Source organism: Paraburkholderia madseniana, from assembly GCF_009690905.1.
Classification (GTDB): Bacteria; Pseudomonadota; Gammaproteobacteria; order Burkholderiales; family Burkholderiaceae; genus Paraburkholderia; species Paraburkholderia madseniana.
In genome coordinates this window covers 71,382-96,768 of record NZ_VOSW01000027.1, presented here as the reverse complement: position 1 = coordinate 96,768, position 25,387 = coordinate 71,382, and the positions used below count along the sequence as shown (strand labels likewise).

Genomic DNA, 25,387 nt, shown 5'->3' with positions numbered 1-25,387 from the left:
ATTTCAACCTGACCCTTGCCACCGTCGATCAACACGATAGTCGGCAGGATGCCGCCGGCCGCAGCCGGTTCCGCGGCATCCGCTGCGAGTAACGGATCCGCGGCTGCGTCGCTTTGCAATTCGGCGGCTTCGTCCGCGGCGTTCGCAGCCGCCTGCGCAACCATCTTCTCGTAGCGGCGCGTCAGCACCTGGCGCATCGCCGCGTAGTCGTCACCGGGCGTAATGCCGGTGATGTTGTAGCGCCGGTATTCGGACGACTGCATCTTGTGATGGTGATACACCACGCACGATGCCTGCGTCGCCTCGCCCATTGTGTGGCTGATGTCGAAGCACTCGATACGCAGATGCGCGAGATCGTCGTACTCCATGCCGAGCGTGTCCGTGAGCGCGCGCGTACGGGCCTGCTGCGAGCCTTGTTCCGAGAGCAGGCGTGCGAGCGCGAGCCGCGCGTTCTGCTCGGCCATCGCGAGCCATGCGCGCCGTTGACCTTGCGGCTGGCGCAGCACCGTCACTTTATGGCCGGCCTGCTCGATCAGCACGTCGACCAGCTCGCGTGTGGACGGCGCATGGCTGACCACGAGCACCGGCGGGACGCGATTGCCGATGTAGTGCTGCGCGATGAACGCCTCCAGCACTTCAGATTCGATGCCGCCGACGGTTGCACGGCCTTTGCGTGGCGCCGAAGGCTCGACTTCGGACTCGACCGCATCACCCTCTTCATCTTCGGCCTCGACAGCAGCATCTGCCTCGTCATCATCCTCTTCGGACGGCATCTCCCCGGCGATTGCGAGCGCGTCGGTTGCATCGGACGATGCGCTCACGCTGTTTGCAGCCTCGTCAGACACCAGACCCGCACCGCTCGCGACATCGACCAGCAGTTCATCGTCGCCGCCTTGTTCAAGCCCGCCCTCGCCGACCGTCAACGCACTTTCCACGTGCGACGGAAAATACGCCTTGTCGCCCAGATGACGTCCGCCGCGCACCATCGCGAGATTCACGCACACGCGCCCGCCGAGGGCAACCACCGCGAGAATATCCACATCGCTATCGCCGCCGACTTCGATCGCCTGCTGATGCAGCACCGTCGACAGCGAGCTCATCTGATTGCGCACCGCCGCGGCCTGCTCGAACTTCAGTTCGCTCGCGAACGCGTGCATTTTCTGCTCGAGCTCCTTCATCACTTCGCCCTGGCGGCCGAGCAGAAAGCGCGACGCGTTGGCGACATCGCGCGCGTAATCTTCTTCGCTAATCGCCGCGACGCACGGGGCCGTGCAACGGCCGATCTGATGCAGCAGACACGGCCGTGTGCGGTTGTTGAACACGGAATCCTCACACGTACGCAACTGGAAGACGCGTTGCAGGATCTGGATGCTTTCGCGCACCGCCCACGCACTCGGGAACGGCCCGAAGTACTGGTTCTTGCGATCCACCGAGCCGCGGTAGTACGCCATGCGCGGAAACTTGTGACCGGTCAGCTTGAGATAGGGATACGACTTGTCGTCGCGAAACAGGATGTTGTAACGCGGCGCCAGCGCCTTGATCAGGTTGTTTTCGAGCAGCAGCGCTTCGGCCTCGGAGCGCGTGACGGTCGTCTCGATGCGCGCAATGCGCGTCACCATCATCGCGATGCGCGGCGACAGTTGCGTCTTCGTGAAGTAGCTCGAGACGCGCTTCTTGAGATCGCGCGCCTTGCCCACGTAAAGCACCGTGCCCTGCGTATCATAATAGCGATAGACGCCGGGCAGATGCGGCAATTGGGCGAGCACTTTTTTCGGCTCAAAAAGGTCGGTTGCTTCAGGTTCGGTCATGCAGAATCGGTTGGCTGGGACAGTGTCGCGAAGCCTCTGCTCACGCGCTGCGCGCTGAATGTTCACTGAGGCGCGGAACCGCGGGCGAGTGCTTTAGAATCGCCAGTTTAGAGCATTCCGCGTGCGTTCGAACCCTGCTGCATCGAATGGCGTGATGCACCGGTAGAAGGCGGCGACCGAAGCCGATTGCGGCACCCGCCAGCAAGACCCTGCAGAACCCGACCACGCCACCTGTTCCACTCTGCGACCACGCCACCATGTCCTCCGCTTCCTCCGTTAGGCCCGTTTCCGAACAATCCGCGGCCGCGCCCACAGGGATTGCCTGCGACATCTTCTGCGCGGTGATCGACAATTTCGGCGACATCGGCGTGTGCTGGCGTCTCGCGCGCCAGTTGGCAAGCGAGCGCGGCTGGCAGGTGCGTGTGTTCGTCGACGATCTGCATGCGTTCCAGAAACTGTGCCCGTCGCTGGCGCTGGATCGCGCGCGCCAGGCAGTCGGTAGCATCATCGTCGAGCACTGGCACGAGCCGGCCCACGCGGGCGATACGCTCGAAGTGGCTGACGTCGTGATCGAAGCATTCGCCTGCGAGTTGCCGCCGATCTACGTCGCTGCAATGGCGCGGCGCGAGCGCGCGCCGGTCTGGTTCAACCTCGAATATCTGAGCGCCGAGGACTGGGTCGCGGATTTCCATCTGCGGCCGTCGCCGCATCCGCGCTACCCGCTGACCAAGACCTTCTTTTTCCCGGGACTCGGTCCCGGCACCGGCGGCGTACTGAAGGAACGGCCTCTAGACGCCGCACGCGCGGCCTTCGAGGCCTCGCAACCGGAGCGCGCAGCGTGGTGGCTAAAGACCACCGGCCGTGCGCCGCCACCGGCCACGGCCACGGTCGTCTCGCTGTTCGCCTACGAAAACCCCGCCGTCGACAGCCTGCTCGAACAATGGCGCGACAGCGTTGAACCGGTCGTGCTGCTGGTACCGGAAGGCCGTATTTCGGGCGCGGTCGCGCGCTTTTTCGGGCTGCCGGCGTTCGCTGCCGGTTCACACGCCGAGCGCGGCGGCCTCAGCGTTCACGCGCTCGCTTTCACCGAGCAACCGGGTTACGACACGCTGCTGTGGGCCAGCGACGTCAATTTCGTGCGCGGCGAAGATTCGTTCGTGCGCGCCCAATGGGCCGCCAAACCCTTCGTCTGGCACATCTACCCCCAGGCCGACGACGCCCATCTGCCAAAGCTCGATGCCGCGCTCGCCCACTACGCCCGCACCCTGCCCGCCGACGCGCGGGACGCCCTCGCACGCTTCTGGCACGCATGGAACGGCGCGGGCCGGCCGGACTGGGCGGAATTCCAGCGCCACCGCGCGGCGCTCAAGCAGCGCGCGGCCGAATGGGCCGGCGAACTGGCCCAGGTAGGCGACCTCGCCGGAAATCTGGCCTTGTTCGCAAAAAGTCAGCTAAAATAAGCGGTTATCCAACGGCCGACGACGCAAGCGCGGCCCGACCGTGGCGAGGTTTGGCAAACTCGTTTGACCAATTCATCTGGCAGACTCGTCTTGCAAATTCGTCTGGCAAATTCGCCCGGATAACGGGGCCAGACTCAGAGGGCAGACTCAGGGGCTAGACCCACGGGCCAGACCAATTCGCAAGGCAAACCCGGCAGGCCAATCCGCTTGCGCCGTATGCCGTTGAGCAAAAGTTGAAGCTACTAATTTCGTACAGGACAGTTTTATGAAGACCGCACAGGAACTCCGCACCGGCAACGTCGTAATGATCGGCAGCGACGCGATGGTCGTGCAGAAGGCCGAATACAACAAGTCGGGCCGTAACTCCGCCGTCGTGAAGATGAAGTTCAAGAATCTGCTGACCGGCGCAGGCATGGAAAGCGTGTACAAGGCAGACGACAAGTTCGACGTCGTCGTGCTGGAGCGCAAGGAAGTCACGTACTCGTACTTCGCTGACCCGATGTACGTGTTCATGGACGCCGACTACAACCAGTTCGAAGTCGAAGGCGAAATGATGGGCGACGCCCTCCATTACCTCGAAGACGGCATGGCTTGCGAAGTCGTGTTCTACAACGAGAAAGCCATTTCGGTCGAACTGCCGACCACGCTGGTCCGTGAAATCATCTACACGGAACCGGCAGTCAAGGGCGATACGTCGTCGGGCAAGGTGCTGAAAAACGCCAAGCTGACCACCGGTTTTGAACTGCAAGTGCCGCTCTTCTGCAACATCGGCGACAAGATCGAAATCGACACGCGTACGCACGAGTACCGCAGCCGCGCCTAAGCGCCTGCAGCCCGCGCTGGAGCAAGTCCGGCGCGGCGAAAAATAATTGGCAAAAAAAGCGCCCGCTTTGGGCGCTTTTTCTTTTTTGCGCCGCCGTGTATGGTTGTGGAAATCTTTACCGGCCCTTTCTCAAAAATGCCTGTCCGTTGCTCTTCTCTTCCTGCCTTGCGTCAAACAAACCATTGATAAGCTTAAGTAATTGGCCGTGGCACAGTCCATGCTTCTCTCCGATACAGGCTGGTTAGGCTTGATTTCCTCAACTCCGGAGATGCGACATGAATCACGACATCGCTGAAGGCAAGTGGAAGCAAATGGTCGGTAAGGCCAAAACAGCATGGGGTGAATTGACGGACGACGAACTGACCAAGGCAGAAGGCCGCGTCGACAAACTGACCGGGCTGATCCAGCAACGCTACGCCAAGACCCGCCAGCAGGCGGAGCTTGAGGTACGGCATTCGACCGGCAGTACCGGCCAGCCATCGCGCCCGTGTCGCGCGCCAGAGTACCGGCGCGGCGTATCGGGTATTCCGTCCATCTAAAAAATAGCGCTCGCCATGCCACACGCCCTGATTGTTGAAGACGATCCCAATAGCCTGTCAGGCCTGTCCGCCATCCTCGCCGCCGACGGCTTCTCCGTCGACACCGCGACCACCATCGCCGAGGCCCGGGCGGCACTGACGCGCTTCATCCCCGATGTCGTGCTGGTCGACCTGAATCTGCCGGACGGCAGCGGGCTCGACGTGTTGCAGCACCTGCCCGCGCATCCACCCGGCGGCGCCCTGCCCGTGATCGTGATGACCGGCAACGCGACTGTCGAGAGCGCGATCGAGGGTCTGCGGCACGGCATCTGGGACTATCTGCTCAAACCGGTCAATATCCCGCGTCTGCGCAGCCTGCTAGCCAGGATTCCGCGTCCGTACGAGCTGACCGAAGAAGTTCAGACGTTGCGCGCGTCGTTGCGCCGGCTCGGTCGTTTCGGCTCGTTACTCGGCCGCAGCGGTGCAATCCAGCATGTCTACGACACGATCGAACATATCGCGCCGACCGAAGCCGCCGTGCTGATTTCCGGTGAAGCCGGCACGGGCAAGCAGATTGCCGCACGCACGCTGCACGACATGAGCCGGCGCCGCAAAGGACCGTTCATCACATTCGACTGCCGGACGGCGGGCAGCGTCGCGGCGCACCGCTCGCTCGAGAGCCTGCTGTTCGGCCACGAGCGCGGTGCGTTCAGCGGTGCCGAGCAGCGCGAGCCGGGCCTGTTCGAGCAGGCCAGTGGCGGCACGCTGTTCATCGACGAAATCGCCGAACTGCCGCGCGCCCAGCAGGAAGCGCTGCTGCGCGCACTCGATTCGCAGACCTTCATGCGTGTCGGTGGCACGAATCAGGTGACGACCGACTTCCGGCTGATCGCCTCGACGCGCAAAAACCCGCGCGCGGCGGTCGCAGACGGCAGCCTGCACGAAGATCTCGCGCTGCGTCTCGAAGCGGCCGCGATATCACTGCCGCCGTTGCGCGAGCGCGGTGACGATCCAACGCTGATCGCGCAAGCTGTCGTCGACGAGTTAAATCACGAAGCGATCGCGCGCGGCACCTCGGAAACGGCCAAGCAGGTCGGACCGAACTTCCTGCGCGAGTGCCTCTCGTACGAGTGGCCAGGTAATGTGCGTGAGTTGCAGGATCGCGTGCGCCGCGCGTATCACGCATCGGGCGACGTCCTGGAAACGTTGCGCGCCGATGAAGCGGGTTCGGTAAACGGGCGCGATCTGAACGGTAGCCGCGTGCAGGTCACTGTCGGCACCCCCCTCGCGGACGTCGAGGAAATGCTGATTCGCGCAACGCTCGACGCGGTCGGCGGCACGCGCCATCGCGCCGCATCGCTGCTGGGGATCAGTCCGAAGACGCTATACAACAAGCTGCAGCGGATGCGCTTGAACTGACTCTCACGCAAATGCACTGCGCAATAAAGTTTGCGCTTGCAGATACTGTGGCTCGGCGACCAGCTTGCTCCACTTGAGCGCCTTGCCGCGCGGCCGCATGCGCTTGAGCCGCTGCTGCGACTCCTTCGACGGTGTGAAGTGCAGCGCGTCCAGCACCTTCTCCGCTTCGTCCGGCTGATTGCAGATCAGCACCATGTCGCAGCCGGCCTGCAACGCGGCGGCCGCGCCTTCCGTCAGCGTGCCTCCCTGGCGCGCGGCTTCCATCGAAAGATCGTCGCTGAAGACCGCGCCTTCGAAACGCAATTTCTTGCGCAGGATGTCCTGCAGCCAGACACGCGAGAAACCCGCCGGCTTCGAGTCGACCTGCGGATAAACCACATGGGCGGGCAGCACGGCCCCGAGCGACACATCGAGCCAGTCGTACGGCGCCGCGTCCTCGCGCAGGATCTCATCGAGCGAACGTTCGTCGACCGGCATCGCGACGTGCGAGTCCGCGTGCGCGAAGCCGTGTCCTGGAAAATGTTTGCCGCAATTGCTCATGCCGGCCAACGCAAGGCCGTGACTGAGGCTCTTCGCCAGCAAGGTCACGACGCGCGGATCGCGATGGAACGAGCGATCGCCGATCACCTGCGACTGACCGTAGTTCAGATCGAGTACCGGCGTAAAACTCATATCGATGCCGCACGCGCGCAACTCAGACGCGAGGATGTAGCCGACCGCAGTCGTCACCTTCGTGGCGTGCAGCACGTCGCTGTCCCACAGCGTGCCGAGCTTGCCCATGGCCGGCAGCACCGTGAAGCCGTCGGTGCGAAAGCGCTGCACGCGGCCGCCTTCGTGGTCGACGGCAATCAGCAGATCGTCTCGAATCGCGCGGATCGAATCGGTCAGCGCGATCAATTGTGCGCGGCTCTCGTAATGCCGGGTGAACAGGATCACGCCGCCGGTCATCGGATGGGCAAGGCGGCGTTTGTCGTCGTGGTTCAGCGTTGTGCCGACCACGTCGAGCATTACCGGTCCGGGAGTGAGTTTCATCGAATTCCGCTAGAAAAAGCTTGAAGCAAAGAGAGACACGGCCGACGTGCGCCGCGTTCAGAATATTTTTATTCGTCGCTGGCGGGTGCGTGCGGAGAGTCCGGCCCTCGCGCCACCTCCCCTGTTTCGGCAATCACGAACGACACGGCGTAATCGCGTTCGTCGCTGACCGTCACACGTGCTGTAATGCCGCGCGCGTCGAGCCATTCGGCCAGCTCACCTGATGCAACCACCATCGGCTCGCCGCTCGGCTTGTTGAGCGTTTGCAGCGCGCGCCAGGTCATCGGCCAGCGCATGCCGAGGCCGATCGCTTTCGAGAATGCTTCTTTGGCCGAGAACCGCGTGGCGAGAAATGCGATCCCACGCGCCGCCGAACGCGCGTGGCGCGCGTGATAAACGCGCAGCTCGTCCGGGCCGAGCACCTTATCGGCGAAGCGGCCGTTGGTGCGTGTCATCACCGCGGCCACGCGGCTGACCTGAACGATATCCGTGCCGATGCCGTAGATCGTCATGTTCGGCGCCGCGGCGTTAAGCGCTTGCGCCGAGACGGGCGGCGACCATGATCGCCTTCATCTCGCGCACGGCGTTTTCCCAGCCGGCGAAGATCGCGTGTGCGACGATCGCGTGGCCGATATTGAGCTCGACGATGCCTTCGATCGCGGCGATCTGCTGAACGTTGGTGTAGTGCAGGCCGTGACCCGCATTGACCTTGATGCCGAGCGTCGCGCCGAATTCGACGGCACGCACCACGCGCTCATATTCGCGCTGCTGTTCGGCGGGATCGTGTGCCTCGGCATAGCGACCCGTGTGCAGCTCGATCACCGGTGCGCCGGCTTCGTGCGCGGCGCGGATTTGCGTTTCGTCCGGATCGATGAAGAGCGACACGCGCGAGTTCGCTGCGGCGAGTTGCTTGCATGCGGCGCGCACTGCTTCGAACTGGCCGGCGACGTCGAGGCCGCCTTCAGTCGTCAATTCCTGACGCTTTTCCGGCACGAGGCAAACATCGTGCGGTTGCACTTCACAGGCGATGTCGAGCATCTCCTGCGTAACCGCGCATTCCAGATTCATGCGCGTTTTCAAGAGCGGCCGCAGCTTGCGCACGTCGGCGTCGACGATATGGCGGCGGTCTTCACGCAGATGCAGCGTGATCACATCGGCGCCCGCCTCTTCGGCCATCAACGCGGCGCGGATCGGATCGGGGTAAGACGTGCCGCGCGCGTTGCGCAGCGTGGCGACGTGATCGATGTTCACGCCCAGGTCAATCACATTCGGCGACGTAAGAAAGAAGCTCATAAGTTCTGCAAGTCGATCAGTATCTGGCGCGTCGCGAGCGGCGTGCCGCCAAGGTAGGTGTTGAGCAGAAAGCGCATCAGCGTTTTGCTTTGCGCCACCGTCTGCGCTCGATGGTAATCGTCCTTTTCCATATCGAGCAAGGTCTGTCCGGCGATCACCGGCCATTGCGCGGGTAGATCGTCGGACGCTTCGCGCACGCCGCGCTCCGGGTCGAACACGTAGCGGCCTTCGGCCTGCACCGCTTTGCGCGCGACGGTGCGATCGAGCGCCATCGCATAGCCGGTTTCGCGCAGCAGCACGCGTTCGAACGAACGCAGCACCTGCACGGGCGGCTCGTCATGCGCGAGGCGCGTCATCGTGACGACGTAGTGATGGAACAGTTGCGGATGCGGGTCTTCGCGTGCGCAGAACTTGACCAGCAGTTCGTTGACATAGAAACCGCAGAGCAGCGCGTCGCCCGCCAAAGGCAACATGCCGCCGACCCATTCGGCGCCGGTCAGCGTGCGCACTTCGGATTTGCCGGACCACGACAAGGCGAGCGGCTGGAACGTCTGCAGCACGCCGCGCAAAGCGGAGTGCGGACGTTTCGCGCCCTTTGCGACGAGCGCAAGACGGCCGTGATCGCGCGACAGTACGTCGATGATCAGACTGGTCTCACGATACGGATAGCTGTGCAGGACAAAAGCGGGTTGCTCAGCGATCCGGTAATCGGACGCGGAGGTGCGAGGCGCGCGGCGCGCCGGCGCTTTGCGCGGCTCGCCTTCGGCGCCTTGAGCACCGCTTTGAGCACCCTGAGCGCCTTTGGCACTCGATGAGGATTTTTTGGTACTGCGAGCCGGTTTGGACGGCTCGCGTGCCGGCGCGGCCGGCGCCGAGTCGTCCGGGTCAGCGTCGGAATTCAGTGTCATCCACGCGTCATTCGTACCCATACGCACGGAGTCCGGCTTCGTTATCGGCCCAGCCGCTCTTCACCTTGATGAAGGTTTCCAGATACACAGGGCCGTCGAACAGTTTCTCCATGTCAAGGCGCGCTTCGGTGCTGATCTGCTTCAGCTTGGCGCCCTTCTGGCCGATGATCATCGCTTTTTGCGTATCGCGCTCCACGAGGATGGTCGCGAAAATGCGGCGCAGACGCCCTTCGGTTTCGAACTTGTCGATCAGCACGGTGCTCGTGTACGGCAGTTCGTCGCCGGTCCAGCGGAACACTTTTTCGCGCAGGATTTCGGCGGCAAGAAAGCGCTCGCTACGATCGGTCAGATCGTCTTCGCCGTAGATCGGCGCGCCTTCGGGCAGGAACGGCTTGATCGTCGCCAGCAAACGCTTGATGTCGTCCGGATTTTTCGCCGACAGCGGCACGATCTCGTTGAACTGACGCAGCGCACTCACCTGCTGCATGAACGGATACAGCGAGTCCTTATCCGACACGCGATCGAGCTTGTTCGCGATCAGCAGCGTGGGCACCGACGGCGGAATCAGGTCAAGCACCTTCTGGTCGTCCGGGCCGAAGCGGCCGGCTTCGATCACGAACAGAATCGCGTCGACCGAACTCAGCGTGGACGTGACCGCGCGGTTGAGCGAACGGTTCAGCGCGCCGCTGTGTTTGGTCTGGAAACCCGGCGTGTCGACGAAGATGTACTGCGCGTCTTCAAACGTGTGAATGCCGGTGATGCGGTGGCGCGTGGTCTGCGCCTTGCGCGACGTGATACTGACTTTCTGGCCGACCAGCGCATTCATCAGCGTGGACTTGCCAACGTTCGGGCGGCCGACGATCGCGACCATGCCGCAGCGAAAACCAGTGGGAGTGGGAGCGTTCATATTCGGGCTACGGCAGGTTCAGATCGACGCGCGAGGAATGGCGCGCCGATGGCAATCAATGGCCCGCATCGGCGACGCGGGTTTGCACCGCGTCGGCTACGCCGGGTTCGTGTTCGATAGGTGCCGGCACGCCAGGCGCGGGCACGGCTGCGCCGGGTGTGGCTTCACGGCTGCGATGTTTGTCGGCGCTGCGGACGGCGGCTTCTGGCTTGGCTTCGGCGGGCTTTGCTTCAGCGGGCTTTGCTTCAGCAGCCTTCGCGTCTACGGGCTTCGCTTCTACCGGTTTTGGGTCCGCGGGCTTCGCGGCTTCCGATTTGATCTCAGCAGATTTGGCGTCCAGCTTGTCGGCCGGCTTATCCGTCGCTACTTTGTCAGCAGACCTGTCGGACCTCTCAGCGCGCTCCGACTTGTCCTGTCCGCTGTACTCCACGTGCGCGGCGCGAATCACAGCCAGCGGCGCGGACGTCGCCGTCAGGGTCGGCCGTTCGGCTGCCGACTCCGTCGCTGGCGGGGTGCGTGTTTCACCCCGCCCAGCCCCGCGTTCGCTCTTGCGATCCGGACTGCGCAAGTCGAGCGCGGCCTGTACACCCGTCACGCCGGGCACGATCTCCTGCTCGGCATTCTTCGCCGCACGGGCGCCCTTTGAACGCTTTGGCTTGGCGACCACGGCGGGCGCGGCGGCCATGACTTCGTCAAGCGCCTTCTTGGCCGCGGCCTGCTCGGCCGCACGGCGGCTTGCGCCGGAGCCGGACACCTTGACGTCCAGCTTCGGCACCGTGCATTCGACTTCAAACTGTTGATTGTGCGCCGCACCATGCGTCGCGACGACCGTGTAAGTAGGCAACGCGATCTTGTGGCCCTGCAGATACTCCTGCAGCAGCGTCTTGGCGTCCTTGCCGAGCGTGCGCGGGTCGATGTGATCGAGAATCGGCACGTAAAGGCGCTTGATGACCGTCTGGGCGGCATCGAACCCGCCGTCGAGGAACACCGCGCCCAGCACGGCTTCGAGCGTGTCGGCCAGGATCGACGGACGGCGGAAGCCGCCGCTGCGCAGTTCGCCCTCACCGAGACGCAGGCCTTCCGAGATATTGAGGGCCTGAGCGATTTCGTAAAGCGACTGCTGTTTGACCAGATTGGCACGGACGCGCGACAGGTCGCCTTCGTCCAATTTGCCGAAACGTTGGAACAAAAGCGCAGCCACCGCGCAATTTAGAACGGAATCGCCGAGAAACTCGAGCCGTTCGTTGTGCGTGGAGCTATGACTGCGGTGCGTTAAAGCCTGGCGCAACAATTCCGCATTGCGAAATTCGTAGCGCAGACGGCTTTCCAACGGAGATAGGGGCATGGGCAGAGTATAACGCGGGCGCCTGCCCCGGCGAAAACGCGGGACGGCCAGCGGAAAAAGCGTGGTGAAGCAACGTTACCGCGGATTCTTAAAGTAGCGTGATAACACGCCGCGACTGATGTGACCTACGTGTGGGCCACCCGCGCGGCGTGTTGTGCGATCAAGGCATGCGTGCTCAGTGGAATGAGCCGATGCGTTTCAGATCGCTGAAGTTCATCCAGATGAAAAACGCGCGGCCGACGATATTCTTATCCGGCGCGAAACCCCAATAACGGCTGTCCGCGCTGTTATCGCGGTTGTCGCCCATCATGAAGTAATTGCCAGGCGGCACTTTGCAGATCACGCCGCGTGCGTTGTACGTGCAGTTATCGCGATACGGATAATCTTCCGCGCCGACGATGAACGGAGGCACGGCCGGATTGTTCAGAATCGCGTTCTTGCGGCCACCGAGATTTTCTTCGAATTGCTTCGCGTAGCCGAGGCGCTCTTCGTCAAGGTAGTCAGGCAGCGGCGTTTCCGGCACGGGCTTGCCGTTGATCGTCAGTTGCTTGTCCTGATAAGCAACGGTGTCGCCCGGCAGACCGATCACGCGCTTGATGTAGTCGACCGATTCGTCTTTCGGGTAGCGGAACACCACCACGTCGCCGCGTTCGAGCGGACGGCCTTCGGTGACCTTCGTGTTGGTGATTGGCAGACGGATACCGTAGTCGAATTTGTTGACGAGGATGAAGTCGCCCACCAGCAACGTCGGCACCATCGAACCCGACGGAATCTTGAACGGCTCGACCACGAACGAGCGCACCACGAACACCACCAGAATCACCGGGAAAAAGCTCGCCGAATACTCGAGCCACCACGGTTGACGCAGCTTGTCGTCACGCAGACGGGCACGCGTTTGCGCCGCGTTTTCGTCGGCGAAACGCTCGCCGACGCGCGCCTGCTGGCGGTCGAACTCAGCGACCACGGCCTCCGCCGCGCGCCGCCGTTGCGGCATGAAAACCAGTTTGTCTGCGACCCATGCGACGCCCGTCAAAATGACGAGCACAAAAAGAATCAGCGCAAAATTCATAGGGTTCCGTTGTTCGTCTTATTTGTCTTCGACACGCAGAATTGCGAGGAAAGCCTCTTGCGGAATCTCGACGGACCCGACCTGCTTCATTCGCTTCTTGCCTGCCTTTTGTTTCTCGAGCAGTTTCTTCTTACGGGAAATGTCGCCGCCGTAGCATTTTGCCAGCACGTTCTTACGCAAGGCTTTAATGTTCTCGCGCGCAATAATGTTCGAACCGATGGTGGCCTGAATCGCCACGTCGTACATCTGACGCGGAATCAGTTCGCGCATTTTCGCCGCGACTTCACGGCCGCGATACTGGCTCTGCGAACGGTGCACGATCACAGACAAGGCATCCACCTTGTCGCCGTTGATCAGCATGTCGACCTTCACAACGTCTGCCGCGCGATATTCCTTGAACTCGTAATCCATCGATGCGTAGCCGCGCGAGATCGACTTCAGACGATCGAAGAAATCGAGCACGACTTCACCCATCGGGATTTCGTAGGTCAACTGCACCTGACGGCCGTGGTACTGCATGTTGATCTGGTTGCCGCGCTTTTGCGTGCACAGCGTGATCACCGCGCCGACATAGTCTTGCGGCATGTACAGGTTCACGGTGACGATCGGCTCGCGCACCTCTTCGATCTTCGAGGGCTCCGGCATCTTGGCCGGGTTTTCGACCATGAGGATCGTGCCGTCGCGCTGCAGAACTTCGTACACCACGGTCGGCGCCGTGGTGATCAGGTCCATGTCGAACTCGCGCTCCAGACGTTCCTGCACGATCTCCATGTGCAGCAGACCGAGGAAGCCGCAACGGAAACCGAAACCGAGTGCCTGCGACACTTCCGGCTCGTACATCAGCGAGGCGTCGTTCAGCTTCAGCTTTTCCAGCGAGTCGCGCAGCGCGTCGTACTGGTTCGCTTCGACCGGATAGAGACCGGCGAACACCTGCGGCTTCACTTCCTTGAAGCCCGGCAGCGGTTCGGCAGCAGGACGATTCACCAGCGTGACGGTGTCGCCCACTTTCGCGGCAGCCAGTTCCTTGATGCCGGCGATGATGAAGCCAACCTGCCCCGCGGACAGCGATTCGAGGTTCTTCGACTTCGGCGTGAACACGCCGATATGCTCGACCGGATACTGCGCGCCGGTCGCCATCATGCGGATCTTGTCTTTCGGACGCAGCGTGCCGTTGACGATACGCACCAGCATCACGACGCCAACGTAGTTGTCGAACCACGAGTCGATGATCAGCGCCTGCAGCGGTGCTTCCGGATCGCCCTTGGGCGGCGGCACTTTAGCGACCAGCGCTTCGAGCACATCTTCCACGCCGAGGCCGGTCTTCGCGCTGCAACGTGTCGCGTCGGTCGCGTCGATACCGATCACGTCTTCAATTTCTTCGATCGCGTTCTCGGGATTCGCGGCCGGCAGGTCAATCTTGTTGAGCACCGGAATGACGTCGACGCCAAGCTCGATCGCCGTGTAGCAATTGGCGACGGTTTGCGCTTCCACGCCCTGGCTTGCGTCGACGACCAGCAACGCGCCTTCACATGCGGACAGCGAGCGACTGACTTCGTACGAGAAGTCGACGTGGCCCGGCGTGTCGATCATGTTCAGGTTGTAGATCTGCCCGTCACGGGCCTTATACGTCAGTGCGGCGGTTTGTGCCTTGATGGTGATACCGCGCTCGCGCTCGAGATCCATCGAGTCGAGCACTTGGGATTCCATCTCGCGGTCGGACAAGCCACCGCAGATCTGGATGATGCGATCGGCGAGCGTCGACTTGCCATGGTCGATGTGCGCAATGATCGAAAAGTTACGAATATGATCCATTCAGTACCGATCAAGCGAAAAAGGCGCGCTCGGACAATAGCGGAGCACGCCTTGTAAGTAGGTGAAAAACCTATCTATTTTAGCCGAAAAGGCTATCGCCCGGCGCATCTTGCAAGGCTCGGGCGGAAAAGACGGCTCATGAGAGACGTGAAACGGGGTGTGAACAGCGCACGTTCGCGCCTGTTTCGAACCCTTAACTGGATCCCGAATGGGTCACTGCAACGCGTGCAGCAAGCGCGGCACGAACCCGCGCCACGTCAAGGTGATAGTGACACAGTTCGACGCCGTCACAGACCAGAACCGGAACCAGCTCGTTATAACGGGCTTCCAGCAAAGAATCCGTGTCGACGTCGATCACGACGACATGCGCAGCGAATTCGGCGAGCAACGGCTCCAGCGCGGCGCGCATGTCGTCGCATAAGTGGCACCACGCGCGCCCGTAGAGCGTGAGCGGCGCCGTTGACTTCATTTCTGCGCGCTGCGCGGGCGAATCGGCACGAACTGCGTGTTCTCGCCGCGACGGACCAGCAACGCAACCATCTTCTGCGAGTCGAGGTGCGCGGTCAGCTCGTCGAACTGCTTCGCGCTCGTGATATCCGTATCACCCACACGCAGGACGATGTCGCCCTTTTGCAATCCAACGCGCACGGCCGGTCCGTCTACCGCGTCGATCTGCACACCGTTGTGCAGCTTCAGCGCCTTCATCTGGTCGGCAGGGATATCGCTAACGGCAAGACCCAACACGTTCGTGGCGCGCTGCTTCGGCACCGGCGGCTTTTTATCATCCGCCTTGGTGGCCTTGTCCGGCTGCATCTCGGTAATCGTGACCGGCAGATCGCGCGTCTGACCCTTGCGCCAGATCGTGATGGTCGACTTGGTGCCCGGCTTCGTATCGCCAACCATACGCGGCAAGTCCGTTGCCGTGTCCACCGAATGGCCATTGAACTTCAGGATGATGTCACCCGGCTGCACGCCGGCTTTGTCTGCCGGGCCACCCGGTTCGACGCTGCTGACCAGCGCGCCCTGCGCCTTCGGCAGACCGAGCGAATCGGCAACATCTTTCGTCACTTCACCGATCGCCACCGCGATCCGGCCGCGCACGACCTTGCCCGATGCCTTCAACTGATCGGCCACGCGCATGGCCTCGTCGATCGGAATCGCGAACGAGATGCCCATGAAGCCGCCGGTACGGCTGTAAATCTGCGAATTGATACCGATCACTTCGCCCTGCATATTGATCAGCGGACCGCCCGAATTACCTGGATTGACGGCCACGTCGGTCTGGATGAACGGCAGATAATCGCCCGTATCGCGCCCCTTGGCGCTAACGATACCGGCCGTCACCGTGTTCTCGAGACCGAACGGCGAACCGATCGCGACCACCCACTCGCCCACCCGCACCTTGTTCGAGTCACCAATCGTGATGGTCGGCAAGTTGGCCGCACTGATCTTCACGACGGCAACATCGGTCCGATCGTCCACGCCAATGAGTTTGGCCTTGAACTCGCGTTTGTCGGTGAGGGTGACGTAAATGGTGTCCGCGTCGTCCACGACGTGTGCGTTGGTCATCACGTAGCCGTCCGCCGACAGAATGAAGCCTGAGCCGACGCCGCTGTTCTGTTCGGGATCGCTGTTATCCGGCGAGTCCTGGTTGCCGCCACTGCCGCTCCCACCGTTATCGCCACCGCGTGGCGAACCAGGCGATTGCGGCGACTGCGGCAACGGAATGCCGAAGAAGCGCCGGAAAAACTCCGACATGTCTCCGTCGTCCATGCCTGGCGGCAAGCCGCCGCGGGCACCGCTGCTCGACACGCGCGTGGTCGTGCGAATATTGACGACTGCCGGGCCGACCTTGTCGACGAGGTCAGTGAAGTCGGGCAGATTGGCTGCGGGAGCGGCCGATGCCGTGTGCGGCACGAGCGGCAAACACGCCGCTACCACCGCGGCCGCGAGGAATTTGCGCACCGAGAAAGTCGTCATATCGTAGCAAGCCGAGGGATTCGAGTGATTCGGAGGATTACTTCGGAGCTTTATATTCTATGGCAGACGCAAATTGCTGCAATGTGGTCTGGGGCACTTCACCAAGCAGAGTAATCCAGAAGTCGCCGCGCCGCTTGACCAGTACGTGCGTGGCGCCGCTACTGCCCGCGCCTTCCTTGCGGGTATTGTTCTCGACCGGCTCGACGAATACCGAAATGGCCGCAAGGCCATCGGAGAATACAGCCTGATCAACCGGAATGGTGGGCTGGCCCGCGTCACGCGCGGCCATGGGGCGGCGAAGCTCGCGAATCTTGCGGAAGCCCGGTACCGTCGGTGCGATCTGCCAGCCTTGCGCAGCCATATCGACCGGCTCGACCGGCGGACGCACTACCGTCCAACCTGTTGTATTACGAATGCCGTTGACGATAGCGGTCTTGTCGACCGGCACGCCGATGCGAATCTGCGAAAACGACAACTGCTCAAGCACCTGGCCATTCGGGTCAAGCGTCTGCGCACGCAGCAGCAGGCCAGTCTTCTTATCGGCCCACAGCTTGTAGGCAAAGCGATACGCGTCTTTCGGGTCGAGCTCGATCACCTGGCTGTCGATACCCGCGACGCGGTCGTCGCCGAGCAGCTTCGGCTCGTACACAGACAGCACCTGCTCGCCGCTTACAGCCAGCAGCGCAGGAAACGAATCTTTGTTCTGGCGCTTCTCGACCACGCACAGATGCCGCTCAGGCACGAACGTGTAGAGATCTTCGTTGTGGCGAAGCATTTTGCGCGGCTTGCCGTCGAGACTTTCGAGTTGCTCGAATTCGCCGTCAGTACGGGTCGCGTAGTGCGCGATCCGCGACGTCTGAACGAAATTACCGCGCTGATAGACGAACGCGCCCTCGTAGTTCTGCTGCTGGGCGGCCTGATGGATTCGATCGAGCAGCTCCGCGGCCGTGCGACGGGCGACGAGTGGATCGTCGGTTTGCGCAAAGACCTGCGGCGTGGCGGACAACAATACGGCTGCGCAGAACAGAAATACCGGCAGCCGCCCCCAGATAGTCGTTTTATTCAACCGCGGAGTCTGCATCAAACTATTGGCCTTGCGTAGAAACGGCGGCAGCGCGAATCAGCGGCATCGAGCCCGGTATGACCGGTTGTTGCGCGAATTGCTGGTGAGCTTCCAGGTACTGGTCGAGACTGGCGTCGCGAATGATGTTGGCGTCTTGCGCGACCGGCTGGAGCGTAGCGGCCGGCACCGATGCCATGGCCACCCGTTGCAGCGAATCGCCATGCGACTGGGTCGACGCGACTTGCGCCACACCCGGGCCGCCCGGCACGCCTTGCAGTTGCGGCACGACGATCCACGTCAGCGTGGCAGCGGCGGCGGCGACAGCAAAGGCCGGCACAACGCGGCGGCGCAGCGCCAACAAACGGCGCGCGACCGGCATTGCGGCAGGCGCGAGCACGTGCGGCTCATTGTCGAAACGCGCCGCAAAACCGTTCAGGAACGCGCTGCTCGCCGCCGGGCTGACCGCCAGATCGTCGGAACGCAGAGCGTCGCCGATCAGGTGATAGCACGACCAGGCGGCACGATCTTCGCCGTCCAGTTCGGAAACAAACGTGTTCAGATGCTCTTCGCCGAACAGCTCACCGTCGACAAAAGCGGACAGACGCTCGCCGCGCGAGCTGGCTTGCGATTGCATCGAGACCGACCCCATGATGCTCCCCATCTTACAAATACCCCGTAGTGACACCACTAATCCAGATATTGCACCCGCGCCCCGTCCGGCGGGCTGGTGTTTACCAGCGCTTGCCTTCAGGTGTGTCAAGCAACGGACGCAATTTTGCCGCAATGGCTTCGCGAGCGCGGAAAATTCGTGATCTGACTGTGCCAATTGGGCAACCCATCATCTCAGCGATTTCCTCGTAACTCAAACCTTCAATTTCACGAAGAGTAATGGCGGTACGCAACTCTTCCGGTAAAACCGCCATCGCAGCATTGACCGTCTCAGCGATCTGCTTGCTCATCAACATCGACTCAGGCGTGTTGATATCCCTTAGTTGGTCGGCGTCCGAGAAAGTTTCAGCTTCTTCAGCATCTGCTTCGGTCGAAGTCGGTGCGCGCCGCCCTTGGGTCGCAAGGTAGTTCTTTGCCGTATTGACCGCAATCCGGTACAACCACGTATAAAAGGCCGATTCGCCGCGAAATTGCGGCAACGCCCGGTACGCCTTGATAAAGGCGTCCTGAGCGACGTCTTCCACTTCGGCCGGGTCCCGCACGAGACGGGAGATCAGCCGGAGAATCTTGCGGTGGTATTTGGAGACCAGAAGCTCGAACGCGGCCTTGTCGCCCTTCTGGACGCGCTCGACCAGCACCTGATCAATTTCTTTTTCGCTCACCTGATAAATCCGTTAACTATAGGGCGCATGGCGGGGGACCATTGTAGCGTCCCCATCATCGCGGCACGTTACTCCGGTAACACGGTTACAGTCGTTACAGTCACGCACCGGCGCCACGCCGGCCCAGCACGGCCAGCTCCCGGAAAACGGACGCAGGAAGCGCGTCAGCAGCAAGAAGCAGCGTGCGGGAGCGTCCATGATCCGGCGCCAGCGCCAAAACGAGCGGGCGACCGCTCCATTGCGCACAGCCGGCAATGCGGCCTTGCGCCAGCAAATTGCCGGCCCGGTTCCAGGCGGACAATCCGTCCGGGCCGATTTTCAGCGCGACCGGCTGCGCATGCTCATGTTTTACCGCACAGAGCGTCAGCAGCGTCCACACGGCAAGCGTCAAGGGAACCGCCTGCCAGGCGCCCAGATGCGACGCGAAGCAGGTATAGACAGCGCCAGTCGCCATCAGGACGAACACCCCCAAAGCGGCGCACATGGCAACGGAGCGCCGCAACGTAATCCGCTGCGGCGCTCCGTCGGGCGTTGCCGATTCGAGGGAAACCGCCGGGCAAGCCGGCGTTTTCGACTGGTGTGTCACCAAACGATCGGGCGATCAGGCGCGCTTGAAGACCAGCGTGCCGTTTGTGCCGCCGAACCCGAACGAGTTCTTCAGCGCAACGTCGATCTTCATCTCCCGCGCAGTGTTGGCGCAGTAATCGAGATCGCAGGCCGGATCCTGATTGAAGATGTTGATCGTCGGCGGCGACACCTGATGATGCACGGCAAGCACGGTGAACACGGATTCCAGACCGCCGGCGCCGCCCAACAGGTGACCGGTCATCGACTTGGTCGAATTCACGACCATGTCTTTTGCGTGGTCGCCGAAAGCGCGTTTGATGCCGGTGGTTTCAGCCAGGTCGCCCAGCGGCGTGGACGTGCCGTGCGCGTTCAGGTAATTCACCTGATCCGAATTGATGCCCGCGTTCTTCAAGGCGGCCAGCATGCAGCGGCGCGCACCGTCACCATCTTCCAGCGGAGCGGTCATGTGATAGGCGTCGCCGCTCATCCCGTAGCCGCTGATTTCGGCGTAAATCTTCGCGCCGCGCGCCTTCGCGTGTTCGTACTCTTCGAGCACCATCACGCCAGCGCCTTCGCCCAGCACGAAACCGTCGCGATCCTTGTCCCACGGACGGCTCGCCGTTGCCGGATCGTCGTTGCGCTGCGACAGCGCCCGCGCCGCCGCAAAACCGCCGACGCCGAGCGGCGACACTGTCGATTCGGCACCGCCTGCGATCATCACGTCGGCGTCGCCGTATTCGATCAGGCGCGAAGCCTCGCCGATACAGTGCAGACCCGTCGTACACGCGGTAACGATGGCGAGATTCGGACCCTTGATGCCGAACTTGATCGACAGGTGGCCGGAGATCATGTTGATGATCGATGCCGGCACAAAGAACGGCGAAATACGGCGCGGGCCGCGATTGAGCAGCTCGGTTTGCGTCGCTTCGATCATCGGCAGGCCGCCGATGCCCGAACCGACCACCACGCCGATGCGCTCCGAATTCTCGTCGGTGACTTCGAGGCCGCTGTCCTGCATCGCCTGGATGCCGGCCGCGACGCCGTAATGGATGAACGTATCCATGTGGCGCGCTTCCTTACCGGGGATGTAGTCCTCGATATTGAAGCCCTTCACCTCGCCGGCGAAACGAGTCGAAAAGTTCGACGCATCGAACTTCGTGATATTGGCAATACCCGACTTGCCGGCGACCAGATTGGCCCAGCCGTCGGCAACATTATTGCCAACAGGCGAAATCAGCCCCAGGCCTGTAACAACAACACGACGGCGGCTCACGGTAACCCCTTTTTCATAGATGACAAAAGCACAAAAGCCACAGCGGCCACAGGAACCTGCCCTGTGTGCCCTGTGGCTGTTAGCCGCCCCTACCCCTGGCGCTTCGCACCAGGTGCCCCCGAGGGGGGCAATCCCCCAAGGGGACTTCCTTCGGGGCGGAAAACGCAGGGCGGCCCGGCGTTTTCTTGAAAGTCGGCAATCGCGCGAAAAGTTGCGCTGTCAACATCGCTGCCTCCTGCACGGCAAAAAGCGCCAGCCCTGCTGGCGTCGGAAACCGACACGGCAGGGCGTCATACGCCGCCAACGCAGGAACGCAGGCGCGGATGACTTTAGGCCTTGACGTTCGCGCGAGCGTAGTCGATCGCTTGCTGAACGGTAGTGATCTTCTCGGCTTCTTCATCCGGAATTTCCATGCCGAATTCGTCTTCGAGGGCCATCACGAGTTCAACGGTGTCGAGCGAGTCGGCACCGAGGTCGTTCACGAACGAAGCTTCGTTCTTGATCTCAGCTTCTGCAACGCCCAGTTGTTCTGCGACGATCTTCTTGACGCGCTGTTCGATATTGTCCATTACCCCTCCAAGGGAAAAGAAGTTCAAAAATACAGGTGCGCGCATTTTATCAGGTTTGACCCGGCAAAAAAGCGGCGCATCGGGTTCCTGTCAAGGCATGCGCCTTACGCTTTTGCAAACGCATCAAGGCGCGGATAGTAACCGAATTTGGTTACGACATGTACATTCCGCCGTTCACATGCAATGTCGTGCCGGTGATATAGCCCGCTTGCGGCGACGCGAGGAACGCCACGGCATGCGCGATATCGTCCGGGCTGCCAAGGCGGCCGAGCGGAATCTGCGTCTTCAGCGCGGTTTGCTGCTCTTCCGGCAGGGTCTTGGTCATGTCGGTGTCAATGAAGCCCGGCGCGACGCAATTCACCGTGATGCCGCGGCTGCCGATCTCGCGTGCCAGTGCGCGCGTCATGCCTGCTACGCCCGCTTTCGCGGCTGCATAGTTGACCTGCCCGGGGTTGCCTGCCGAGCCGACCACCGACGTGATGTTGATGATGCGGCCGCCCTTGGCCTTCATCATCGGACGCAGCACTGCGCGCGACAGGCGGAAGACCGACTTGAGATTGGTGTCGATCACCGCATCCCAGTCGTCGTCCTTCATGCGCATGGCGAGCTGATCCTGCGTGATGCCGGCGTTGTTCACCAGCACGTGCAGCGCGCCGAATTCCTTCACGGTGCCGTCGATCAGCGCTTCGGCTGCGGCGGCGTCGTTCACGTTGAGCACCGCGCCGCGGCCGCTCAAGCCAGCCGCGTTAAAGGCTTCGCTGATCGCTGCCGCGCCGCTTTCGCTGGTTGCCGTGCCGATCACTGTCGCGCCCTGGCGCGCCAGTTCCATCGCGATTGCACGGCCAATGCCGCGCGACGCGCCCGTCACGATTGCGATCTGCTTGTCGAGAGTCTTTTCCATCTGTCAGTCCGGATGCCCTTTCGGAGGGCTGATTGATTCTTGATGTCGAGCCTGGCGCCTTGCTTGCGCCCTATGAAGCGGCGTTCAGCCTGCCGTCACCAGCTTGAGCGTTTCTTCGAGCGAAGCCGGGTCGAACACCGAGGCGCCGACCAGATTGCCGTCGATACGCTTCGTCAAGCCCGCGAGGACCTTGCCGGGGCCGCATTCGATCACATGCGTGACGCCTTGCGCCGCCATTGCCTGCACGCTTTCGACCCAACGCACCGGGCCTGCTGCCTGACGCACCAGTGCGTCCTTGATCTTTGCCGGCTCGTTGACTACGGCGACGTCGACATTGTTGATCACCGGAATCGACGGCACCTGCACGTCGACGCTGGCCAGATACTCGCGCAATTGATCCGACGCGGGCTTGAGCAGCGACGAGTGGAACGGCGCAGACACCGGCAGCGGCAACGCGCGCTTTGCGCCCTTCGCCTTCGCGACTTCGCAGGCCTTTTCGACAGCGGCCTTGTGACCGGCGATCACGACTTGCGCCGGCGCGTTGAAATTCACTGCTTCGACGACACCCGCGACCGACGCTTCGGTGCAAACCGCGCGGACTGTGTCGTCATCGAGGCCGAGAATCGCGGCCATGCCGCCAACGCCGACCGGCACGGCCGTTTGCATAGCCTGCGCGCGAAACCGCACGAGCGGCACAGCATCGCGAAACGCGATCGCGCCCGCCGCGACCAGCGCGGTGTATTCGCCGAGGCTATGGCCGGCGACGATAGCCGGCTTCGGGCCGCCCGCCTGCTGCCACGCGCGATAAATCGCGTACGCGGCGGTCAGCATGACCGGCTGGGTATTGGTGGTGAGGTTCAGATCTTCGGCGGGGCCTTCGGCGATCAGCTTGCCGAGGTCCTGATTGAGCGCGTCGGACGCTTCCTGAACCGTCTCACGCACGACCGCGTGATCAGCGAATGCGTTGAGCATGCCGACCGACTGCGAACCTTGCCCAGGAAAAACGAACGCAAATTTCATATCGTCCCCAAAATCGGTGTTGTCAGATGTGGGTGGCGCGCCCGGTTGATGGCAAGCGCGCTCAAGCGTAGCCGAGCGCCGCAAGGAGCGCTCGCCATAACGTCGCCGCTATCAGTAGCGGATAACCGACGCGCCCCAGGTGAAGCCGCCGCCAACGCCTTCGATCAGCACGTTCTGGCCGCGCTTGATGCGGCCGTCGCGCACCGCGACGTCGAATGCGAGCGGAATGGACGCAGCCGACGTATTGCCGTGCTCGCCCACCGTGACGACCATGCGTTCCTGCGGCAAGCCAAGCTTGCGGCAGGTGCTTTGCATGATGCGGATATTGGCCTGATGCGGAATCAGCCAGTCGATCTGCTCGGCCGACAGATTCGCTTTTGCGAGTGCCTCGACTGCAACCTTTTCGAGCACATTGACCGCGAGCTTGAACACAGCCTGGCCGTCCATATGCAGGAACGCGCTGCCCTCGATCACGCCGCCGTTCACATTGCCCGGCGTGCAGAGAATGTTCGAATGGCTGCCGTCGGCATGCAAAGCGCTCGCCAGCACGCCCGGTTCTTCGGACGCCTGCAGGATCACCGCGCCGGCGCCGTCACCGAACAGCACGCAGGTGGTGCGATCCTTGAAATCGAGAATGCGCGAGAAGGTTTCCGCGCCGATTACGAGCGCCGTGCGATGCTGGCCGCCGCGAATCAGGCTATCCGCCATTGCCACCGCGTAAGCAAAGCCGGAACAAACGGCCTGCACGTCGAATGCCGCGCCGTGGTTCTTGATGCCGAGCTTGTTCTGCAACAGGCACGCCGTACTCGGAAACACGAAGTCAGGCGTGGAGGTTGCAACGATGATCAGATCGATGGATTGCGGATCGATATCGGCCGCTTCGATCGCGCGCTGCGAGGCGAAGAGCGCCAGATCGCTGGTGGTGACATCGGGTTCGGCGAAGTGGCGTGCATGGATGCCCGTGCGGGCAACGATCCACTCGTCGCTCGTCTCGACACCTTGCTTGGCGAGACGTTCGGCCAGATCCTGATTGGTGACGCGCCCGGGCGGCAGGTAGCTGCCGGTGCCCAGCACGCGGGAATAAATTGTCGATTGAGCCATTATGCCTTCGAGGATTGCGCAGCGTAGGGCTCGGCTGGCTGGCCTGCGATCGGGCTTGCGTGACCCGCACCGCTTGCATCGCGCGCTGCCTGTTCGAGAGAACCTGCATTCTCTTCCATTGCTCGCGCAAGGCGTTCCAGCACGCCGTTTTTGACGGCATCATACCCGCGTTTGATAGCCCACTCAAACGCGTAGGCATCCGCCGAACCGTGGCTTTTGATCACCAGCCCACGCAGGCCCAGCAACGCGGCGCCGTTGTATTGCCGATGATCGACGCGTTTCTTGAAACGCATCAATACCGGCAAGGCGAGCACCGCCATCACCTTGGTGAGCCACGAGCGGCCGAACTCTTCCTTGATGATGTTGGAGAGCATCTGCGCGAGGCCTTCCGACGTCTTCAGCGCGACATTGCCGACAAAACCGTCGCAGACGATCACGTCGACCGTGCCCTTGAAGATGTCGTTGCCTTCAACGTTACCGTGAAAGTTAAGTGTACTCGCGCGCAGCAGTTCGCCGGCACGTTTGATGGTGTCGTTGCCCTTGATGACTTCTTCGCCGATGTTGAGCAGGCCGATGGTGGGCCGCTCCTTGCCTTCGAGCGCGGACACGAGCGCGTGCCCCATCTCCGCGAACTGCAGCAGATGCTGCGGCTCGCAATCGACGTTGGCGCCCAGGTCGAGCATCATCGTGTAGCCATTGGGATTGGGCAGTGCTGACGCAATGGCCGGGCGCTCGATGCCCGACAGCGTTTTCAGCACATAGCGCGAGACCGCCATCAGCGCGCCGGTATTGCCGGCGGAAATGCAGGCTTGCGCCTCGCCTTCCTTGACGCGATTCAGCGCTACGCGCATGGATGAGTCTTTTTTCTTGCGCAGCGCGACTTCGACCGGATCGTCCATGGCGACGATTTCGGAAGCAGGTACGACGGTCAGCGCCGGCAGGTCTTGAGCCTTCAACTTCTTTAGCTGCGCACGAATCGCACTTTCAATGCCGACGAGCAGCAGCTCAGCATCGGGATGCGAACGAACGAAGTTGACGGCTGCGGGAACGGTCACGGACGGGCCGTGGTCGCCTCCCATGCAATCTATCGTGAGCTTTACTGTCATGGAGTGCGACGAATTTCAGGCGCCCTGCATGGGACCACAGTAAGCGCTACAGCGCCAACTGCGATCGACACAAAAAAGCGGC

Annotated in this window: 24 protein-coding genes and 1 pseudogene; 4 read left to right on the top strand and 21 right to left on the bottom strand. The window is 62.1% G+C overall.

Going from position 1 to position 25,387, the window contains the following annotated elements; translation table 11 throughout:
- The coding region (gene uvrC, locus FSO04_RS16345; RefSeq protein ID WP_154560663.1) for an excinuclease ABC subunit UvrC at positions 1–1,808 on the bottom strand (1,808 nt) is incomplete at its 3' end.
- Positions 1,809–2,065: 257 nt separating this feature from the next.
- Here uvrC and earP point away from each other — a divergent pair.
- The 4 genes and pseudogenes from earP to FSO04_RS16325 all read left to right on the top strand — a co-directional run bounded on the left by earP (position 2,066) and on the right by FSO04_RS16325 (position 6,028).
- Complete coding sequence (gene earP / locus FSO04_RS16340; RefSeq protein ID WP_154560662.1) at positions 2,066–3,268, top strand: elongation factor P maturation arginine rhamnosyltransferase EarP; 1,203 nt, start codon at positions 2,066–2,068, stop codon at positions 3,266–3,268.
- 265 nt (positions 3,269–3,533) lie between these two features.
- Positions 3,534–4,091, top strand: coding sequence for an elongation factor P (gene efp / locus FSO04_RS16335; RefSeq protein WP_054036233.1), 558 nt, complete (start codon positions 3,534–3,536; stop codon positions 4,089–4,091).
- A 275-nt stretch (positions 4,092–4,366) separates the two neighbouring features.
- Positions 4,367–4,543 (top strand): annotated as a pseudogene (locus FSO04_RS16330) (CsbD family protein); the annotation flags it as partial.
- A gap of 102 nt (positions 4,544–4,645) precedes the next feature.
- Positions 4,646–6,028: a sigma-54-dependent transcriptional regulator gene (locus FSO04_RS16325; RefSeq protein WP_154560660.1), complete on the top strand. Its 1,383-nt coding sequence runs from the start codon at positions 4,646–4,648 to the stop codon at positions 6,026–6,028.
- Between the two features lie 3 nt (positions 6,029–6,031).
- On the opposite strand, the gene nagZ is transcribed toward FSO04_RS16325, so the two are convergent.
- The 20 genes from nagZ to plsX all read right to left on the bottom strand — a co-directional run bounded on the left by nagZ (position 6,032) and on the right by plsX (position 25,305).
- Positions 6,032–7,060 carry a beta-N-acetylhexosaminidase gene (gene nagZ, locus FSO04_RS16320; RefSeq protein ID WP_154560659.1) on the bottom strand — a complete coding sequence of 343 codons (1,029 nt, stop codon included), beginning with the start codon at positions 7,058–7,060 and terminating at the stop codon, positions 6,032–6,034.
- 68 nt (positions 7,061–7,128) lie between these two features.
- Positions 7,129–7,572, bottom strand: a complete 444-nt coding sequence (acpS, locus tag FSO04_RS16315; RefSeq protein ID WP_154560658.1) for a holo-ACP synthase — start codon at positions 7,570–7,572, stop codon at positions 7,129–7,131.
- A 16-nt stretch (positions 7,573–7,588) separates the two neighbouring features.
- Positions 7,589–8,353 (bottom strand): pyridoxine 5'-phosphate synthase, encoded by a 765-nt coding sequence (gene pdxJ / locus FSO04_RS16310; protein ID WP_154560657.1) that lies wholly within the window; start codon positions 8,351–8,353, stop codon positions 7,589–7,591.
- Positions 8,350–9,282, bottom strand: coding sequence for a DNA repair protein RecO (gene recO, locus FSO04_RS16305; RefSeq protein WP_154560656.1), 933 nt, complete (start codon positions 9,280–9,282; stop codon positions 8,350–8,352). Before recO ends, pdxJ begins: the two co-directional genes overlap by 4 nt.
- On the bottom strand, positions 9,269–10,168 hold the full coding sequence (gene era / locus FSO04_RS16300; RefSeq protein ID WP_154560655.1) for a GTPase Era: 900 nt from the start codon (positions 10,166–10,168) through the stop codon (positions 9,269–9,271). Before era ends, recO begins: the two co-directional genes overlap by 14 nt.
- A 55-nt stretch (positions 10,169–10,223) precedes the next feature.
- On the bottom strand, positions 10,224–11,513 hold the full coding sequence (gene rnc / locus FSO04_RS16295; RefSeq protein ID WP_154560654.1) for a ribonuclease III: 1,290 nt from the start codon (positions 11,511–11,513) through the stop codon (positions 10,224–10,226).
- 175 nt (positions 11,514–11,688) lie between these two features.
- Positions 11,689–12,582, bottom strand: a complete 894-nt coding sequence (lepB, locus tag FSO04_RS16290) for a signal peptidase I (RefSeq protein WP_154560653.1) — start codon at positions 12,580–12,582, stop codon at positions 11,689–11,691.
- Positions 12,583–12,600: 18 nt separating this feature from the next.
- Positions 12,601–14,394 (bottom strand): translation elongation factor 4, encoded by a 1,794-nt coding sequence (lepA, locus tag FSO04_RS16285; protein ID WP_154560652.1) that lies wholly within the window; start codon positions 14,392–14,394, stop codon positions 12,601–12,603.
- 193 nt (positions 14,395–14,587) lie between these two features.
- Positions 14,588–14,863 (bottom strand): glutaredoxin family protein, encoded by a 276-nt coding sequence (locus tag FSO04_RS16280; protein ID WP_154560651.1) that lies wholly within the window; start codon positions 14,861–14,863, stop codon positions 14,588–14,590.
- Entirely contained in the window at positions 14,860–16,374 is a 1,515-nt protein-coding gene (locus FSO04_RS16275; protein WP_154560650.1) for a DegQ family serine endoprotease, read from the bottom strand. Before FSO04_RS16275 ends, FSO04_RS16280 begins: the two co-directional genes overlap by 4 nt.
- A gap of 37 nt (positions 16,375–16,411) precedes the next feature.
- Entirely contained in the window at positions 16,412–17,455 is a 1,044-nt protein-coding gene (locus FSO04_RS16270; protein WP_154560649.1) for a MucB/RseB C-terminal domain-containing protein, read from the bottom strand.
- Between the two features lie 4 nt (positions 17,456–17,459).
- A complete protein-coding gene (locus FSO04_RS16265; protein WP_154560648.1) occupies positions 17,460–18,086 on the bottom strand; it encodes a sigma-E factor negative regulatory protein in 627 nt (208 codons plus the stop codon).
- Positions 18,087–18,168: 82 nt separating this feature from the next.
- Positions 18,169–18,768: an RNA polymerase sigma factor RpoE gene (gene rpoE / locus FSO04_RS16260; RefSeq protein ID WP_006051939.1), complete on the bottom strand. Its 600-nt coding sequence runs from the start codon at positions 18,766–18,768 to the stop codon at positions 18,169–18,171.
- 100 nt (positions 18,769–18,868) lie between these two features.
- Positions 18,869–19,354: a hypothetical protein gene (locus FSO04_RS16255; protein WP_414693432.1), complete on the bottom strand. Its 486-nt coding sequence runs from the start codon at positions 19,352–19,354 to the stop codon at positions 18,869–18,871.
- 15 nt (positions 19,355–19,369) lie between these two features.
- Positions 19,370–20,608, bottom strand: a complete 1,239-nt coding sequence (gene fabF / locus FSO04_RS16250) for a beta-ketoacyl-ACP synthase II (protein ID WP_093640472.1) — start codon at positions 20,606–20,608, stop codon at positions 19,370–19,372.
- Positions 20,609–20,937: 329 nt separating this feature from the next.
- A complete protein-coding gene (gene acpP / locus FSO04_RS16245) occupies positions 20,938–21,177 on the bottom strand; it encodes an acyl carrier protein (RefSeq protein ID WP_004197638.1) in 240 nt (79 codons plus the stop codon).
- A gap of 151 nt (positions 21,178–21,328) precedes the next feature.
- On the bottom strand, positions 21,329–22,078 hold the full coding sequence (fabG, locus tag FSO04_RS16240; RefSeq protein ID WP_154560647.1) for a 3-oxoacyl-ACP reductase FabG: 750 nt from the start codon (positions 22,076–22,078) through the stop codon (positions 21,329–21,331).
- Positions 22,079–22,162: 84 nt separating this feature from the next.
- A complete protein-coding gene (gene fabD, locus FSO04_RS16235) occupies positions 22,163–23,098 on the bottom strand; it encodes an ACP S-malonyltransferase (protein WP_154560646.1) in 936 nt (311 codons plus the stop codon).
- A 111-nt stretch (positions 23,099–23,209) separates the two neighbouring features.
- Positions 23,210–24,199, bottom strand: coding sequence for a beta-ketoacyl-ACP synthase III (locus FSO04_RS16230; RefSeq protein ID WP_154560645.1), 990 nt, complete (start codon positions 24,197–24,199; stop codon positions 23,210–23,212).
- Complete coding sequence (plsX, locus tag FSO04_RS16225) at positions 24,199–25,305, bottom strand: phosphate acyltransferase PlsX (protein ID WP_097390021.1); 1,107 nt, start codon at positions 25,303–25,305, stop codon at positions 24,199–24,201. Before plsX ends, FSO04_RS16230 begins: the two co-directional genes overlap by 1 nt.
- Positions 25,306–25,387 lie beyond the last annotated feature (82 nt).

Bases quoted from the DNA above. Each gene is read 5' to 3' on its own strand.
- earP (WP_154560662.1), top strand. From the start codon at position 2,066: ATGTCCTCCGCTTCCTCCGTTAGGCCCGTTTCCGAACAATCCGCGGCC.
- efp (WP_054036233.1), top strand. From the start codon at position 3,534: ATGAAGACCGCACAGGAACTCCGCACCGGCAACGTCGTAATGATCGGC.
- FSO04_RS16325 (WP_154560660.1), top strand. From the start codon at position 4,646: ATGCCACACGCCCTGATTGTTGAAGACGATCCCAATAGCCTGTCAGGC.
- nagZ (WP_154560659.1), bottom strand. From the start codon at position 7,060: ATGAAACTCACTCCCGGACCGGTAATGCTCGACGTGGTCGGCACAACG.
- acpS (WP_154560658.1), bottom strand. From the start codon at position 7,572: ATGACGATCTACGGCATCGGCACGGATATCGTTCAGGTCAGCCGCGTG.
- pdxJ (WP_154560657.1), bottom strand. From the start codon at position 8,353: ATGAGCTTCTTTCTTACGTCGCCGAATGTGATTGACCTGGGCGTGAAC.
- recO (WP_154560656.1), bottom strand. From the start codon at position 9,282: ATGGGTACGAATGACGCGTGGATGACACTGAATTCCGACGCTGACCCG.
- era (WP_154560655.1), bottom strand. From the start codon at position 10,168: ATGAACGCTCCCACTCCCACTGGTTTTCGCTGCGGCATGGTCGCGATC.
- rnc (WP_154560654.1), bottom strand. From the start codon at position 11,513: ATGCCCCTATCTCCGTTGGAAAGCCGTCTGCGCTACGAATTTCGCAAT.
- lepB (WP_154560653.1), bottom strand. From the start codon at position 12,582: ATGAATTTTGCGCTGATTCTTTTTGTGCTCGTCATTTTGACGGGCGTC.
- lepA (WP_154560652.1), bottom strand. From the start codon at position 14,394: ATGGATCATATTCGTAACTTTTCGATCATTGCGCACATCGACCATGGC.
- FSO04_RS16280 (WP_154560651.1), bottom strand. From the start codon at position 14,863: ATGAAGTCAACGGCGCCGCTCACGCTCTACGGGCGCGCGTGGTGCCAC.
- FSO04_RS16275 (WP_154560650.1), bottom strand. From the start codon at position 16,374: ATGACGACTTTCTCGGTGCGCAAATTCCTCGCGGCCGCGGTGGTAGCG.
- FSO04_RS16270 (WP_154560649.1), bottom strand. From the start codon at position 17,455: ATGCAGACTCCGCGGTTGAATAAAACGACTATCTGGGGGCGGCTGCCG.
- FSO04_RS16265 (WP_154560648.1), bottom strand. From the start codon at position 18,086: ATGGGGTCGGTCTCGATGCAATCGCAAGCCAGCTCGCGCGGCGAGCGT.
- acpP (WP_004197638.1), bottom strand. From the start codon at position 21,177: ATGGACAATATCGAACAGCGCGTCAAGAAGATCGTCGCAGAACAACTG.
- fabG (WP_154560647.1), bottom strand. From the start codon at position 22,078: ATGGAAAAGACTCTCGACAAGCAGATCGCAATCGTGACGGGCGCGTCG.
- fabD (WP_154560646.1), bottom strand. From the start codon at position 23,098: ATGAAATTTGCGTTCGTTTTTCCTGGGCAAGGTTCGCAGTCGGTCGGC.
- FSO04_RS16230 (WP_154560645.1), bottom strand. From the start codon at position 24,199: ATGGCTCAATCGACAATTTATTCCCGCGTGCTGGGCACCGGCAGCTAC.
- plsX (WP_097390021.1), bottom strand. From the start codon at position 25,305: ATGACAGTAAAGCTCACGATAGATTGCATGGGAGGCGACCACGGCCCG.